Source organism: Bordetella tumbae (assembly GCF_054780995.1).
Genome location: NZ_BAAGVG010000031.1, coordinates 1 through 13,719, shown reverse-complemented (window position 1 = coordinate 13,719; position 13,719 = coordinate 1). Strand labels below are relative to the sequence as shown.

The following is a 13,719-nucleotide window of genomic DNA, read 5'->3' as shown; positions in this document are numbered from 1 at the left end:
AATATTTGCCATGAGTGTGACTAAATGAGAATGGTGAAACAACTATTTTTATTGGGGATGTCATGAGAGCACTGGTACCTCTTATCGGGTTTCTGGCATTTACGGCCTATGGAATAGCGCAACTCGTGGCCGGCTACATCGGCATTGAATATCACCTTGGTGTGGGCTGGGCTTGGGCAGCGCTAACCGTAGGTCTTGTATTTCGCTTCACTCTTCCTGTGACAATCGGGGCGTTCTTTGGGGCGATGGACGTTTGGCATTGGCATTGGGTGATGGCTTTGGTGTTTGCCGCTCCAGGTCTGGCTCTGATTGTTCCTGGGGTAATTGCAGCCGTCATCGGTTCTTTTCGTGATCTATTCACGCCGTCAGGAAGTTCTAAGCCAGCGCGGACAGTTCAAGCTCGAGATGTTGTCGGACCTACGGGAGTCGGCGGGTGGCTCTGGCTTCCAATAGTTGGCCTGATGATCTTTCGTCCCCTAGGTAGCTTTGGAGCGACGTTAAGAAATATCGATGAAACGGAGAAACTGTATCCGCAAATAATTGGCATCCCTGATTGGTCTAACTACAAAACTGCCACTTGGTGTTTAGTGGTCGCAGGCTGCGCTATATCGATCGCCGCTGGATATCGGTTGTGGAAAGACCACAAACCACAATCTGTAAAGCTAGCAATGTTTGCATTATGGCTGCCCGTAATTACGTTGCTGCTGGACGCTATCAGCGCGAATGTGTTCTTGGGACTTCGTTTGAATGATTACTTCGATCCTCAGGGAGTCGGGTCTGCTCTCGGTGGAATGATCGTTGCAGCGCTGTGGACTTGGTATTTCAAGCGATCGAGGCGAGTCCGTAATACCTATTACAACAGGCTATATCCAACCGATGATTTGCACGGAAGAGTGACCTTCCCAGAGCGCAGGGATCCGACGCTCTAGTCCGAAAAGCCCAACATATCAGCCGACGAGGTAATGCATGGAATTGATCGCGGGTTTCTACATGCTGGCAATACTCATTTTAGGTTTTGTCCTGGAGCGCAAGCGCGGCACTCCATTTCCTCTGACGTATTCGTGGGGCATTGCCCTCGCGTTCGTCGGCACAGCGGTCTATCAGAGTACAACGCGTGCCGACATCGATTTAACAACGGTCACGTTGGCCGTGTTCACCACCATGTTTGCTGCCTATATCACTGCCAATAAAGGTATGTGACCAACCCCCCCCCACCGAGAAGCCGACGAGCAAGGAGCGAAAGCATGAGAGTTGTCTATGTAGATGAAGCTGGAACCTCTGACTCCGAACCTCATCGCATAGTTGTAGGAGTTCAGGTTGCTGACAGCGAAATGTCAGCGCGAGCAGAAAACGCGATTCGAGCTGTTGTTAATAAATTTGTCCCCGCAGATCTAGGTAAAGATTTTATCTTTCATGGGAAAGAGATTATCAACGGCGGTAAACGAGTCCCTCGCGAACGCTGGCCGCTAAGCGATAGGCTGGATTTTTTCAAATCATTTGTCTCTATCCCACGTAGCTTGGGAATGCCAATCCATGTGGGCGCTACGAAGGCAAACGCACTAAATGGAAATTTTCCGGAAGATAAGATCAGTGCATCTGAGCGCGACCATATGATGGCTTTCGCCTTTATGCTTCAAGCGGCAAATCGAATCATTAAACGCATGGCAGGCAAAGGCGAGCGAATACTCGTTGTACACGAAAGTATTCCAGAGCGGCAACAATTTTTGAGCAAAGTCTATCAAGTTGCGAGGCAGGTGAGTGTTCAACTATCGCCGGAGCAAGTTCAACCTTTACCGTTAGGATACTCCCATCCAGATGGATTACTTTTCTCTGCTGATCTATTTGTAGATGCTCCTGCATTTGCCCAAAAAAAGGAATCTCCGATGTTGCAATTGGCTGATGCATGTGCGTATACCTTTCGTCGATATTTAGCCGGTTCTAACGGGGGGGCAGAGCTCTTAATGGCCATGATCGGTCGAGATGCTTTGCACCCAAACTGGTGCGAACCTTGTGCGAGCGTGACTTACTATGCTTCCAATGCTGTTTAGACTTCCATCGACGGTGCGCCGCACAGAATGAAGAGTCTTGGGTAACATGGTCCCACACGAGCGATGGCCACGTAATCCATATACATGGGAGTAGCGCTGCATCCGGCGGTCCGCTGAAAACTGTCGGTAGCTGAGAGGGAACGGGTTAGCCGGCCTCACACAACAACCGCCTCCGGGCGGTTTTTTATTGCCTACGCCCGCCGCTGAGCGGCTTTTTGTTGGATGTGTGCCGCATCAGGGTTTGCTCTAGTCAAGATTCTCTAGCCATTGTCTAGATTTTCTTGACACATAAAGTCTAGTTTTTCTATACTTTCTCCCAAGCCCATCACAACCGCCGGGCAGGGAGAAAGAAATGCACACCAACCTAGCAGCCTTACCAGATGACGCCGCCCGCGTCGGTGAAGCCGACCAGGCTGACGACACCGCAGTTTCCAAGCCCGATGACGAGTGCATCCTGGGCCCGATCTATGACCTATTCGCCGGCCGCATCACTCGCGCCTATGGCGAGGATCTCGAGTGGTGGGCCGAGACGTTCAGCGATATCGGCGCCGTCACCATGGGCCAAGTCGCGTTGGTCTGCATGAGCAGTTGGCCATTCGATCGCAAACGGGGCGAACCGGGCATTGCCGAGCTGAAAACCGAGCTCGTCAAACGCGCACGGCAGCTGCTCACCAACATGACTGCCGAGGACCTGGAGGTACTCCAGTGATCGCCACGCTGACTTTCATCGTATCCGGCCTTGTTGCCGCATTTCCTCTCGCCCTGTTGGGCGATCGCGTCATGACTCATTTCAGGGGCAAAGCATGACTATCCAAGTGCTGGGTATCGACCCACGTAGCCGCAGCAAGAACAAGCTGCAGGCGCCCGCGCCACTTCCTCATGTCTCTCGCCGTGCGCTTGCTCGAGTGCGCGATCGCATCGAACCGCCGAAGTCGTGCCACTGCTGCGGCGGTCCGGTGCGGCTCAGCGACAACAGCGTGATCTACAACGGCCGCTCGTATGGCGACTGGCCGTTCGTGTATCGCTGCACGCAATGCCAGGCGTACATCGGCCTGCATCCGGACACTGATTTGCCGCTGGGTCTGATGGCGGATCGTGCGACTACCAATGCACGCAAGCATAGCAAGGCCCCGTTTCAGCGTTTGCTGGTAAGCCGCTTTGGCGGCGATCGCAGCCGCGCTTACGCATGGCTCGCTGAAGTCCTGGGGATCTCGCGCTCTATCTGCCATTTCGGGATGTTCACGAAAGAGCAGGCCGAAAGGGCAGGGGAGATCTGCCGCCTCGAGCTCGGGGGCTTGGTATGACGGCCGTGACGATCTGGGTGTTGATGGCTTTCATTCCGCCGAGCCATAACCGCCCGCCGGTGATGGTGATTGAGCGGTTTGCCTCACAGGCTGACTGCGAGTCGCGCCTGGTCATCTTCCAAGCCCACACCGTGAAATTCGCGTGTCTGCCGTCGCGGCAGATCAGCACACACCCTTTGATTGAGCCAAAGCAATGACACAAGAAAACCCCAGGCACGTTATCGGGCCATGGTCGCTTGGATTTGATCCTGTTCCGTTCTCCGAGCTCGTCGGTAGTGAGGGTGGATGGGTCGAAATCAACAGCCCAGAGCACTCCGGCTTCGCGTTGGTTGTGTGGCGCATGGAAGACGACGAACGCTCCCCAGAATTGGAGGCCACTGCCCACCTGATCACCGCCGCGCCTGAATTGCTCGAGCAGCTCGAGAAGCACTCGGCTTGGTTGTCCAAGTTGACCGACTGGGCTGGCGTGGGAGATCCCGATCTAGATGGTTTGCGTGCCGCCATCGCTAAGGCCAAGGGGGAACAGGCATGATCGGCCGCGTCTTCAAATTCCTAGCTGACCACCGTGACGCCATTGTCGCGGCCTGGGCTGTGAGCTGCGCCACCGTTGGTCTGTGCATCGGTACCGGCGTTATCGGGCCGACCCTCGATAGCCAGGCCCAAGCCAAAGCGGCCGGCGACAACGCGGCCTATGCCGCACGCTGAGAGGACATCGAACATGCAATCTAGCGTATTCACTGTCCGCGCCAGCAGCTGGGGTTCTTTGTTCGACTGCGCACATGCCTGGGAAGGAGTGCACATCCTGGGTATTCGTAAACCCTCCGGTATGCGCGCCTTGCTCGGCACTGCTGTGCACGCCGGTACCGCTGCGTTTGATCGCGCGCGGTTGGATGGCACGCCGTGCACCCCGGACGATGCGGCCGGCGTACTGGTGGACACACTGAAAGATCCTGGTTTCGAGGTTGACCAGACCTCAGACGGGATCTCGATCAGCCAGGCCGAACGCATTGCGCTGCCCTTGCTGGTTCGCTACTGCGCCGACGTGGCGCCGCAGTTCGATTTCATCGACGTCGAAACCCAGCTCAATCCGTTGGATATCGATTGTGGTGGCGGCATGACCGTGCGCCTCACAGGATCGATGGACCGGGCGCGCGTGGCCGAAACCGGCGAAGGCGTCGTGATACCTGACATCAAAACGGGCCTGCGCGTGGTCACGAAAGGCGAGGCCAACATCCACGGCCGATCACCTCAGACCGGTACCTATCAGCTCATGTACGACGCGACCAAGGGTTTGCGTACCGCTGGGGCTCAGATCATCGCACTGTCCACCAGCGGCAGCACAGACACCGCCGTCAGCAAGGTATTCGACGCGCGCCGCGTCATGGTCGGTACCGATTCAGAACCCGGCCTCATCGAGCACGCCGCGTCGATGTTTCGTACCGGCCTTTTTCCTCCCAACCCCTCCAGCGTGTTGTGCAGCAAGAAGTATTGCGCCCGTTGGAACAGCTGCATCTTTCACGAGTAATTCCTGGAGCCATCAATGTCCGACAACACCACCTCAATTGCCAACCTGAAACAGACGTCCAAGATGGTCGCCAAACAGGTCGGCGCCGGCACGATCAAAACGTTTTTCGAAAGCCAGAAAAGCACGCTTGCCGCGGTGCTGCCCAAGCACGTCAGCCCCGATCGCATGCTGAAGATTGCGCTGGGCGCAATGCGCACGACGCCCAAGCTGATGAACTGCACGCTGGAGTCGCTGCTCGGTGGCGTGGTGCAGTGCTCGCAGTTGGGTCTGGAGCCCAATACGCCGCTGGGCCATGCCTATCTGATCCCATTCGATAACCGCAAGAAGGGAGTCACCGAGGTCCAGATCGTACTGGGCTACAAAGGCCTGATCGACCTGTCGCGCCGTTCCGGCCAGGTCGTAAGCATCGCCGCGCACGAGGTGTGCGAACACGACAAGTTCGACTATGCCTATGGCCTGGATGAACGCCTCGACCACCGTCCTGCGATGGGTGAACGCGGCAAGGTCATCGCTTTTTACGCGGTGGCCAAGCTCAAAGACGGTGGCCATGCCTTTGAGGTCATGAGCCGTGCCCAGGTCGAGAAGATCCGCGACGAGAGCCAGAACTACAAGTTCGCCAAAGACAAGGCTGGCAGCGTGTGGGGTCAGCACTTTGTTGAAATGGGCCGCAAGACGGTGTTGCGTCGTCTCTTTAAATACCTGCCGGTCAGTATCGAGTTGGCCACTGCCTCGGCACTGGACGATCTGACGACACGCGGCGTGTCGCAAGAGCTGGATATCAACACGATCGATGGCGAGTTTACGGTTATCCCGACCGGCGATGAGGACGGCGTTGACGGTGCCGACGACAGCATCGATCCAGAAACTGGCGAAGTACTGAACTCCTCCCCAGAGCAGGCGAAAGCCGAGGCCGGTAACCCGGCGCAGGGCGCGACAGTGGCCGCCCCTGCAGACGAAGGGCAGGATGCTCCAGCGGACGATGATCCGGGCCTGGATCCCGTGAAGGTCGCGGCTCAGCTCAATGCCGCCAAGGATCTGCAGGTGCTTGAGATCGCCGCCGATTCCATTGAGGGAGTGGCAGACGCCGCCGCGCGCGCACGACTACATGAAATCTATCAGCAGCGTCGTATCGCTATGGCCCGCCCGGCACAAACGACGCAGGCTGATCCCGTCGAACAGCAGCAAGCACCGCGGACCACGCAACGCCGCCGTATGGCGGCGCCCGAATAAGCCCCCACTTCATCCCACCCGGAGCCCCACAACATGACACACCAAGATCCTCGCGAAATGACCGCGACCACCATCGGCAAAGATCTCTTATCTGCTCTCGTTCAAGAACTGAAGCTGCTGCCCGACACCTGGCCGAAGCTGTCGCAGGCCAAGCAGGACGACATCATTGACCGCCTGCGCGATCGCGTTGAGTACAACATCAAGATGGCCGTCCACCTGATCGCCAGCGAAGGCCGCACGGTCGTGCAAGGCGACCTCGAGCAAGTGACGATCAAAGACGGTGCCAAATGCGTGATCAAGGTCGGCCGCGGCGCCGAATCGCTGCACGAGTTGTACGACTCGCAGGGCAAGGCCGTCTTGATCGTCGTGGCCGATAGCCAGACCCACACCAGTGGGATGGGTGCTGTGCGCGGTGAGAGCGATCAGCGCTCCATGGATCTCGGCAACGAGTACACCGATGAGGACGGCGACGGCATGGACGACCAGGACGACGATGACGTGGTCGATGCTGAGTTCCGGGATATGCCGCAACTCGAGGGACCTCAGGGCCCTACGAAAGAGGATCTGGACCAGGCTTGGAACGATGGCTATGCCGCTGGATCTGAAGGCCAGCCAGAGTCGGCGTGCCCGGTCATGGATGGCCAGCTCTGCATTCAGTGGGTTAAGGGCTGGAAGGCTTACCACGAAGACAGCGAACCTGTGCGCACAGTCGCTGGCGAACTGCCCAACGAGAATGGCGTTTATGAGGCAGATCCAGATCTCACCATCGAATGGTCTCGTCTGAAGCATTCCGTGATCATTGAGTTGATTGAGCTCGAGAACGGGAAATGGTTGTACGCCGTCGAGCTCAATAACATCAATGGCCAGTACAGCAGCAGCCCGTTGTCATCCCACGCTTCGGCCGACAGCCGCGAGGATGCGTTGCGCACTATTCAAAGCCGCCTGATTCAAATCTATGCCAAGGGCAGCGACAGCGGCCTGAAGGGCCGGGCGTTCGAAAGTTTCCGCCAGTTTGTCGATGGCCTGGTTGAACCGGCTGACGCGGAGGCCTGACGCCATGCGCTTGACCAATCTATCTATCTCGAATTTTCAGGGCATTGCAGCAGCGGATCTGCCGCTGCCCACACCCGTGGCGTTTATCACTGGCCACAATGGCGCGGGCAAGTCCACCATTGCGGACGCGGTACGCGCTGCCCTGTTCGGTGCCGCCGATCGCGTGACCTTGAAAAAGGAACTCGGCCTGGTCGTGCACGAGGGCACCAAGCTGGCCGCCGTTGAGGTCGAAGTGGACGGTGCACCAGTGTCGATTGCGCTGCCCAGTGGTAAGCGTTCTGGTGAGGATGCTGTGCCGACCAGTCCCGCGTTGCCCTACGTGCTGTCGCCTGAGCTGTTCGCAGCGGCAAAGCCCGACGAGCGCCGCCAGCTGTTGTTTACTCTGACCGGCACTCGCGCTACGCCTGACGAGATCGAGCGCAAGCTACTCGAGCGAGGGTGCGACAAGGCGTTGGTGACGCAGATGAAACCCATCTTGCGCAGCGGCTTTTCCGCCGGCGCCGAGTTCGCGAAAAAGCAGGCGACCGAGGCTAAGGGCGCCTGGCGGGGCGTGACCAGTGAAACCTGGGGCAGCCAAAAGGGCGAGAGCTGGCAGGCCGATGTTCCTTCCTACGACCAAGCGGCGGTGGACGCAGCGCAGGCCGAGCTCGCCGGCGTTGAACGCCGTGCCGAGATCGTCGCGAAGTCACTAGGCGGCATGGAACAGAAGCTCAAGGCCTTTCAAGCGCAGAAGGATCAGTTGGCCAGCCTGAAGGAGCGGGCAGGGCGGGTGAGTGCGCTGCGCGCCAAACTCGAGTGTGATCAGCAGGATCTGGCGACGTGGACGAGAAAGGTCGAAGAGTTGCAGGCCAAGGCCGGTACCGGGCCACGTGACGGGTTGGTGCATGACCTGGCAAGAGGTCTCGATCATCTGGCCAGCAAGGCCATCGGAATCAAATCGGAGATGGCGGACGACGGCGACCGTGCTGCGTTGAAAGCCTTGAATGCCTACGAGCTCCAGTACGGCGCATTAGACGCCGTAGGCGACGCCGAGTCGTCTGCCGCGCTGCCCAAGGCCATCGAAGCGCGGGATCTGTCTGCTCGTGCGGTTGAGAACACGCGGCGCGATATCGCTGCAGCTGAAGCTGCTGCAGAGCAACAGAGCGGCAGCGCCGCACCCGAGGCGATCTCTGAAAGCGATGTGGCAACGATCCGCACAAACCTGGCCAGCCTGCATGGCGAACGTCAGGAACTGCGCGCCCGCGTCGATAAGCTCCTCGAGGCCAAGCGCGCCGCCGTCAGCGCAGACCAGCGCACGCAGAACGCCGCCTCGTACCACGCCGAGGTCATGGCATGGGATGCGATCGGCAGCGCGTTGTCGCCCGACGGCATCCCCGGCGAGATTCTGGCCAAGGCACTCAAGCCGTTCAATGACGAGCTGCTGTCCATGTCCGATTGCGCTGGCTGGCGTGCAGTGCAGATCGACGGCGACATGGCCATCACGGCCGGAGGCCGTCCGTATCGTCTGCTGTCGGAATCGGAACAGTGGCGTGCCGATGCGCTGCTGGCCCTGGCGATCGCATTTCTATCTGGCCTGCGCTGCGTGATCCTTGATCGCTTTGACCATCTCGACCTGGCCGGCCGATCGGAGGCCTTGGGCCTGCTCGACGCGATCGCCGCCGACGGGGACATCGACACCGTTCTGTTGCTTGGCACGCTCAAAACCGCGCCCGCGGCGCCCAGCGATGCATTCACCGTTTATTGGGTAGAGCAGGGCCATATCGGCGCACAGCCATTGCAAAAAACCGCCTGATCCGCCGACCGCCTCACGAAAGGACCACCATGAATACCGCTCTCTTTTACGACACAGAAACCTCGGGTCTGCCGATTTTTAGCGCGCCATCCGAGGATCCTGGCCAGCCTCACATTGTGCAGTTGGCAGCTGCATTGGTGGATCTGGACACCCGCGAAACGTTGGCCAGCCTCGATGTGATCGTCCGCCCGGATGGTTGGGAGATCCCAGACGCGGTCGCAGCTGTCCATGGCATCACGACTGAGCGTGCAGCCGCGCTGGGTGTGCCCGAGTCGCTGGCCCTGTCTCTGTTTCTCGAGATGTGGTCAGCGTGCAGCCGTCGCATTGCCCACAACGAACAGTTCGACGCTCGCATCATCCGCATCGCCCAGCATCGAGCGGGCGAGCTGGAAGGCGAGCTCGAGGCCTGGAAGGGGGGAGCCGCAGAATGTACCGCACGCCTGGCCACGCCGATCGTGAAATGCCCCCCCACGGCCAAGATGGTCGCCGCCGGCCGGAATCATTACAAGACCGCCAACCTGAGCGAGGCGGTGCTGCACTTCACCGGCAAGCCGCTGGAGAACGCGCACAGCGCCATGACCGACGTGAAAGGCTGCATGGACGTGTACTTTGCCATCCAGGATCTGCAGGCGGCGGAGGCGGCTTGATATGAGCAACCCGCACCGCAAGGCCAGGCGTATTAAGCGCGGCGTGCCGCGCTACCCGAAGCGAACGCCGCTCTTGGGGCGGTCGTGCGATCGCATCAGCATGGATATGCACACGGCCTTAGCTCGGCTGTTTGTATATCCATCGTCTGATGCACGGGACGATGTCGCAGACATTCTCAACGTGGTCAGCTTGTGTATCCAGGGAGATCGGCGTTTCCTCGAGGAGCAGGCTGTGCTTGAGCAAGCGGCCACCGTGCTCAATGCCTACCGCGCGCCGGCGGTACTCAGTGATGACGACCGCCACATCCTGGCGAACACGGCCAGCGTCATCGATACGATTCTCGGCTTGCTGGACACGGAGACCTTGGCGGAGTCAGAACATGCGTACGTTGTTGCGGCGAAAGCTGCACGCATGAACGGTGCAGGGGCCGCGGCATGACTCGTAAACCTTGGACAGACACCGAAATCAAGGTGCTCAAGCGCTTCTATGCTGACATGCCCGGCGCTGCGATCGCCGCTGCGCTGGGCCGTCCAATTTCCCAGGTCTATGGCAAAGCCAGGAAGTTGGGCCTGGCCAAGTCCGAATCTTTCTACAACGGCCCTCACTCTGGGCGCCTTACCGATGGGACGCTCGGCGTCTCCGGCCGGTTTCAGCCAGGTATCGTCCCGTGGAACAAGGGCAAGCCCGGATCCGCGGGACTCCATCCCAACTCGCGACGGACGCAGTTCAAGAAGGGCGAGATGTGCGGTGCTGCACGCCATAACTACGTGCCGATCGGGACCACCCGTATGAGTAAGGATGGCTACCTCGAGGTCAAGACCAACGACGATCATCCGGTGCCTGTCCGGCGCTGGGTGGCCGTGCACCGAGTGGTCTGGGAGGCCGAGCATGGGCCAATTCCCAAGGGCCACATTGTCTGCTTCAAGCCAGGCATGCGCACATCCGTCCTCGAGGAAATCACTGTCGATCGCCTCGAGTGCATCAGCCAGGCCGACAACATGCGGCGCAACACCCTTCACAACTATCCCAAAGAAATCGTGGACGTCATCCGCGCCCGCGCCGTCCTCAATCGGAGAATTAATCGTGTCCAGAAACATCAGTGATTTACGCGAAGCCATGTTCGATACGCTGGCCGATCTGCGGGCTGGGAAGATAACGGTCGAACAGGCCAAGGCGATCAGCGACGTTGGCCAGGTGATCATCAATAGCGCCAAGGTCGAGGTCGATTACATCCGGGCCAACAACGGTGGCCATGAATCGCCTTTCCTTAAGGAAAAGGAAGATTTGCCACCGGGCGTCACTGGCATTCGTCAGCATCGGATAGCGGGATGATCATGACGGCCAATCCAAACCAATGTACCCACGGTAGAACCCATCCCGCTAATTGCTGTGTGTGCACCGAGATTGCGCACAAAGCGGAAATTGCGCAGATCAACGAAGAGATATCCAAGCTGCGCCTGGCGGGTGACCGAGAGCCCACTGGATTCGCCCATCGTTATCAAGACACCTTTGGCGATCTTGCTATACGACATGCCTCCGAAGTTGCTGGCGTCGAGCGCGAAAGACTTTACGGCCTGGCTTGCGGAACTCCGCTGCTAGCGCAAGATGCCATCCACCCATTCCGCAGCGGCATGACCTACCTGGTCGATGCGTTTGGCAACATCGGAGCAGCGTGGGATGAGGACGGGAACCAGCTTTATCCGGATTTGCGTGAATCTGACCCACTGTATCGTTTGGTCAAGGACAAATTTACCAGTGGTAATGCCATTCCCGTCGAACGCATCACTATCGTGCGAGCGGAATACGACGCCGCCATAGCCGAGCAGGGCAAGGAGGCGAAGCAATGAGCAATCCGCCCACCTATCTATTGAGGTACCCAACTCACGTTCGAAATTGTCATAAACGAACTGGTGTCGCTTACGTGGTTCCTGGCGCGAGAATTGATGACCACTCGACTCTCAGTGGGGTTGAGGTTGCAATAAAGGTTGTTCTTCGAGATCGACGGCGCACCATCCTCTCTCGCTATGAGCAAGTTGCACGAATTCCCACTCTTGGTCATCGTAACAACGATCCAGCGTTGCTGGAGTTCAGCCAGGGGCACGGCGAAGGCCTGCCCCGGCATACCAAATTTGGCTACCCCCTCTTCGACATTAGCAACGATCAGGTCCAACTCTTCCTCAGATTCGAATGGCACTGGAGATGCGTTTATCGTATATACCCCGTCGGATGTCGCGATATTCGAGTGAATGTACAGGCGAGCAGAAAACACTCCATCACCTTTTATCGTCGAAGAAAGTCTCGTTGCACAGCGACCTCCATGTGCGTTTGTATCGTCCACCCGCTGGAACCTCAGCCGCCATGTGGAGCAATCACTGTCCGGGCTGCATTGCCAGTTTTGTGCAATGGTCACAGTCCTTGTGTCGCTCTCGTAGTCGTTAGAGTGTCCATCCACTCTGTTGCACACGGCAGGATATCCCGGCGGTGCGCCGATGTGTACTCGAAAGATCGGATCTTCCTGCGCCACGACGTTGGCCGCAAAACCAATCATCAACGAAGCCACTACAACTCGTGCAATCGACATGACACTCTCCGTGGTAGATGGAACGGGGCAATGCATTGTGGTTCAACTTTATCTCAATTTCGACGTCATGAAGCGTGGTCGGTATCCGCCACGCTGAACCGGGCTGAAGGAGGTGAGTCATGAAATGGGTCAAACTTGCCAAGTACTGCGAGATGAGCGGCGACACCCCTGACGCCATCTATGCTAAAAATCGTCGCAGGATCTGGACGGATGGCGTCCACTACAAGAAGGCGGCTGACGGTTGCCTGTGGATCAACACCGAGGAAGTGGATAAATGGGTCGAGCAGGATCAGAGCCAAAGCCGCCGCGCGGCGTAACGATCCGCGATCTGAAAGATGGCCAGCGGCTGCAGATCGCGTTCAGCTATAAGGGGGAAGAGTGCCGCGAGTTGCTCCCTCCTGGCAGGATCACCAAGTCATATATTGACTACGCGGCAGGCTTGCGAGCTGAGATCAGGCGCAAAATCAAAGACGGCGTGTTCAGCTACCGGGCATATTTCCCGGAGTCTCCCAGAGCCGCTCGCCTGGACCCCGCTGACGATGGTGGTCGGCCAGGCGGGAAAATACTTCTGGGGGCTATGTTGAAGCGTCAGAAGGCTTTGTACGAGAAACAGGCTGAAAACGGGACCCTATCCGCCTCTACGCTCCTGGGCTACGACAAGGCCATTCGGATCTATCTATTGCCTCGCTGGGAGAACACTCCGCTCGATGAGCTAACACCCTCGATGTTGAGAGAATGGATTGCAGGGATGGGTGTCACCAGCAAGAGCGTGCGCAATCGGCTGACGCCCTTACGATCTGTCCTGGACGATGCTGTAAATGACGAGCTGCTCGAGAGCAACCCGTTGAACCGGATTGCCCTGAAAAAGCTGATTAAGCAGACTGCCAAGAAGTCGGAGTACGTTGTCGATCCGTTCGACATGGACGAGGTGGCCGCGTTATTGAATGCCGCTCGATCAGATGAACGGCCGATGATCCAATTCTGGCTGAGGGCCGGGCCAAGGCCTGGCGAGATGTTGGCTATGCCGTGGACCGGCACGGACTGGGTGCACGGTCGCATGCGCATCGAGGACAACATGGTGACCGGCATGGTGGACGGCAAGGTACAGCAGGTCATCAAAAAGCCCAAAACCGAGGCCGGCGTTCGCGACGTGGATCTCGATGCTGATGCCATGGCCGCGCTCCAGGCGCAGAAAGCATACACATTTTTGGCTGACGGCCGGATCTGGCATGACCCCAGGAAGAACGCCCCGTGGGAATCAGAAGCGCAGTTCCGCAAGAGTCTATGGCAACCACTGTGCAAGCGGGCAGGGGTCCGATACCGTAACCCTTATCAGCTGCGACACACCTACGCCAGCACACTTCTGACGGCCGGTGCGAACCCCTATTGGGTGGCTAGCCAGCTCGGGCACGTCGATGTTGAGATGGTGTTTAAAATCTACGGCAAGTTCATTCCCCGGAATTACCAGAAGGCCGGCGCATTCGCACGGGATTCGCACGGCGAAGAAGAAAGCCTGAAGGGCGCGTCCGTAAAGGCTT

Annotated in this window: 20 protein-coding genes; 18 read left to right on the top strand and 2 right to left on the bottom strand. The window is 58.2% G+C overall.

The window, feature by feature from the left end:
* The first annotated feature begins 62 nt into the window (after nt 1-62).
* The 7 genes from ACYVI2_RS29175 (at nt 63) to ACYVI2_RS29145 (ending at nt 3,884) form a co-directional block, all read left to right on the top strand.
* Nucleotides 63-929, top strand: coding sequence for a DUF2569 family protein (locus ACYVI2_RS29175; protein WP_415818976.1), 867 nt, complete (start codon nt 63-65; stop codon nt 927-929).
* 37 nt (nt 930-966) lie between these two features.
* A complete protein-coding gene (locus ACYVI2_RS29170; protein ID WP_415818975.1) occupies nt 967-1,200 on the top strand; it encodes a hypothetical protein in 234 nt (77 codons plus the stop codon).
* 44 nt (nt 1,201-1,244) lie between these two features.
* Entirely contained in the window at nt 1,245-2,048 is an 804-nt protein-coding gene (locus tag ACYVI2_RS29165) for a DUF3800 domain-containing protein (RefSeq protein ID WP_415818974.1), read from the top strand.
* Nucleotides 2,049-2,400: 352 nt separating this feature from the next.
* The gene (locus ACYVI2_RS29160; protein WP_415818973.1) at nt 2,401-2,757 is read left to right on the top strand and encodes a hypothetical protein; all 357 of its coding nucleotides are present in this window, start codon (nt 2,401-2,403) and stop codon (nt 2,755-2,757) included.
* A 94-nt stretch (nt 2,758-2,851) separates the two neighbouring features.
* Entirely contained in the window at nt 2,852-3,352 is a 501-nt protein-coding gene (locus tag ACYVI2_RS29155) for a zinc-finger-containing protein (RefSeq protein WP_415818972.1), read from the top strand.
* Nucleotides 3,349-3,549, top strand: coding sequence for a hypothetical protein (locus ACYVI2_RS29150; protein ID WP_415818971.1), 201 nt, complete (start codon nt 3,349-3,351; stop codon nt 3,547-3,549). Before ACYVI2_RS29155 ends, ACYVI2_RS29150 begins: the two co-directional genes overlap by 4 nt.
* Nucleotides 3,546-3,884, top strand: coding sequence for a hypothetical protein (locus ACYVI2_RS29145; RefSeq protein ID WP_415818970.1), 339 nt, complete (start codon nt 3,546-3,548; stop codon nt 3,882-3,884). Before ACYVI2_RS29150 ends, ACYVI2_RS29145 begins: the two co-directional genes overlap by 4 nt.
* A gap of 20 nt (nt 3,885-3,904) precedes the next feature.
* Here the strand turns inward: ACYVI2_RS29145 and ACYVI2_RS29140 are convergent, their stop codons facing one another.
* On the bottom strand, nt 3,905-4,072 hold the full coding sequence (locus ACYVI2_RS29140) for a hypothetical protein (RefSeq protein ID WP_415818969.1): 168 nt from the start codon (nt 4,070-4,072) through the stop codon (nt 3,905-3,907).
* Here ACYVI2_RS29140 and ACYVI2_RS29135 point away from each other — a divergent pair.
* The 9 genes from ACYVI2_RS29135 to ACYVI2_RS29095 are packed head-to-tail and all read left to right on the top strand — an operon-like array spanning nt 4,071 to nt 11,447.
* Entirely contained in the window at nt 4,071-4,877 is an 807-nt protein-coding gene (locus ACYVI2_RS29135) for a RecB family exonuclease (protein WP_415818968.1), read from the top strand. The genes ACYVI2_RS29140 and ACYVI2_RS29135 overlap by 2 nt on opposite strands.
* Nucleotides 4,878-4,892: 15 nt before the next feature.
* Nucleotides 4,893-6,107 (top strand): recombination protein RecT, encoded by a 1,215-nt coding sequence (gene recT, locus ACYVI2_RS29130; protein ID WP_415818967.1) that lies wholly within the window; start codon nt 4,893-4,895, stop codon nt 6,105-6,107.
* Nucleotides 6,108-6,140: 33 nt separating this feature from the next.
* Nucleotides 6,141-7,160: a ribosome modulation factor gene (locus ACYVI2_RS29125; RefSeq protein WP_415818966.1), complete on the top strand. Its 1,020-nt coding sequence runs from the start codon at nt 6,141-6,143 to the stop codon at nt 7,158-7,160.
* Between the two features lie 4 nt (nt 7,161-7,164).
* Entirely contained in the window at nt 7,165-8,952 is a 1,788-nt protein-coding gene (locus ACYVI2_RS29120) for an AAA family ATPase (protein ID WP_415818965.1), read from the top strand.
* A 29-nt stretch (nt 8,953-8,981) separates the two neighbouring features.
* Nucleotides 8,982-9,599 carry a 3'-5' exonuclease gene (locus tag ACYVI2_RS29115; RefSeq protein WP_415818964.1) on the top strand — a complete coding sequence of 206 codons (618 nt, stop codon included), beginning with the start codon at nt 8,982-8,984 and terminating at the stop codon, nt 9,597-9,599.
* Between the two features lies 1 nt (nt 9,600).
* Entirely contained in the window at nt 9,601-10,038 is a 438-nt protein-coding gene (locus ACYVI2_RS29110) for a hypothetical protein (RefSeq protein ID WP_415818963.1), read from the top strand.
* Entirely contained in the window at nt 10,035-10,703 is a 669-nt protein-coding gene (locus ACYVI2_RS29105) for an HNH endonuclease signature motif containing protein (RefSeq protein ID WP_415818962.1), read from the top strand. Before ACYVI2_RS29110 ends, ACYVI2_RS29105 begins: the two co-directional genes overlap by 4 nt.
* The gene (locus ACYVI2_RS29100) at nt 10,684-10,932 is read left to right on the top strand and encodes a hypothetical protein (RefSeq protein WP_415818961.1); all 249 of its coding nucleotides are present in this window, start codon (nt 10,684-10,686) and stop codon (nt 10,930-10,932) included. Before ACYVI2_RS29105 ends, ACYVI2_RS29100 begins: the two co-directional genes overlap by 20 nt.
* Complete coding sequence (locus ACYVI2_RS29095) at nt 10,929-11,447, top strand: hypothetical protein (RefSeq protein WP_415818960.1); 519 nt, start codon at nt 10,929-10,931, stop codon at nt 11,445-11,447. The genes ACYVI2_RS29100 and ACYVI2_RS29095 overlap by 4 nt, the downstream gene beginning before the upstream one ends.
* Before the next feature lie 17 nt (nt 11,448-11,464).
* On the opposite strand, the gene ACYVI2_RS29090 is transcribed toward ACYVI2_RS29095, so the two are convergent.
* Nucleotides 11,465-12,181 carry a hypothetical protein gene (locus tag ACYVI2_RS29090; RefSeq protein WP_415818959.1) on the bottom strand — a complete coding sequence of 239 codons (717 nt, stop codon included), beginning with the start codon at nt 12,179-12,181 and terminating at the stop codon, nt 11,465-11,467.
* A gap of 119 nt (nt 12,182-12,300) precedes the next feature.
* On the opposite strand from ACYVI2_RS29090, the gene xisR reads away from it, so the two are divergent.
* Both xisR and ACYVI2_RS29080 read left to right on the top strand, forming a co-directional pair.
* Nucleotides 12,301-12,498 (top strand): excisionase family protein, encoded by a 198-nt coding sequence (xisR, locus tag ACYVI2_RS29085; RefSeq protein ID WP_415818958.1) that lies wholly within the window; start codon nt 12,301-12,303, stop codon nt 12,496-12,498.
* Nucleotides 12,456-13,719, top strand: a 1,264-nt coding sequence (locus tag ACYVI2_RS29080; protein WP_415818957.1) for an Arm DNA-binding domain-containing protein, incomplete at its 3' end; no start/stop codon positions are given. The genes xisR and ACYVI2_RS29080, both read left to right, overlap by 43 nt.

Excerpts from the sequence above, each read along its gene's own strand:
- ACYVI2_RS29175 (WP_415818976.1), top strand. The coding sequence starts at position 63 with ATGAGAGCACTGGTACCTCTTATCGGGTTTCTGGCATTTACGGCCTAT.
- ACYVI2_RS29170 (WP_415818975.1), top strand. The coding sequence starts at position 967 with ATGGAATTGATCGCGGGTTTCTACATGCTGGCAATACTCATTTTAGGT.
- ACYVI2_RS29165 (WP_415818974.1), top strand. The coding sequence starts at position 1,245 with ATGAGAGTTGTCTATGTAGATGAAGCTGGAACCTCTGACTCCGAACCT.
- ACYVI2_RS29160 (WP_415818973.1), top strand. The coding sequence starts at position 2,401 with ATGCACACCAACCTAGCAGCCTTACCAGATGACGCCGCCCGCGTCGGT.
- ACYVI2_RS29155 (WP_415818972.1), top strand. The coding sequence starts at position 2,852 with ATGACTATCCAAGTGCTGGGTATCGACCCACGTAGCCGCAGCAAGAAC.
- ACYVI2_RS29150 (WP_415818971.1), top strand. The coding sequence starts at position 3,349 with ATGACGGCCGTGACGATCTGGGTGTTGATGGCTTTCATTCCGCCGAGC.
- ACYVI2_RS29145 (WP_415818970.1), top strand. The coding sequence starts at position 3,546 with ATGACACAAGAAAACCCCAGGCACGTTATCGGGCCATGGTCGCTTGGA.
- ACYVI2_RS29135 (WP_415818968.1), top strand. The coding sequence starts at position 4,071 with ATGCAATCTAGCGTATTCACTGTCCGCGCCAGCAGCTGGGGTTCTTTG.
- ACYVI2_RS29140 (WP_415818969.1), bottom strand. The coding sequence starts at position 4,072 with ATGTTCGATGTCCTCTCAGCGTGCGGCATAGGCCGCGTTGTCGCCGGC.
- recT (WP_415818967.1), top strand. The coding sequence starts at position 4,893 with ATGTCCGACAACACCACCTCAATTGCCAACCTGAAACAGACGTCCAAG.
- ACYVI2_RS29125 (WP_415818966.1), top strand. The coding sequence starts at position 6,141 with ATGACACACCAAGATCCTCGCGAAATGACCGCGACCACCATCGGCAAA.
- ACYVI2_RS29120 (WP_415818965.1), top strand. The coding sequence starts at position 7,165 with ATGCGCTTGACCAATCTATCTATCTCGAATTTTCAGGGCATTGCAGCA.
- ACYVI2_RS29115 (WP_415818964.1), top strand. The coding sequence starts at position 8,982 with ATGAATACCGCTCTCTTTTACGACACAGAAACCTCGGGTCTGCCGATT.
- ACYVI2_RS29110 (WP_415818963.1), top strand. The coding sequence starts at position 9,601 with ATGAGCAACCCGCACCGCAAGGCCAGGCGTATTAAGCGCGGCGTGCCG.
- ACYVI2_RS29105 (WP_415818962.1), top strand. The coding sequence starts at position 10,035 with ATGACTCGTAAACCTTGGACAGACACCGAAATCAAGGTGCTCAAGCGC.
- ACYVI2_RS29095 (WP_415818960.1), top strand. The coding sequence starts at position 10,929 with ATGATCATGACGGCCAATCCAAACCAATGTACCCACGGTAGAACCCAT.
- ACYVI2_RS29090 (WP_415818959.1), bottom strand. The coding sequence starts at position 12,181 with ATGTCGATTGCACGAGTTGTAGTGGCTTCGTTGATGATTGGTTTTGCG.
- xisR (WP_415818958.1), top strand. The coding sequence starts at position 12,301 with ATGAAATGGGTCAAACTTGCCAAGTACTGCGAGATGAGCGGCGACACC.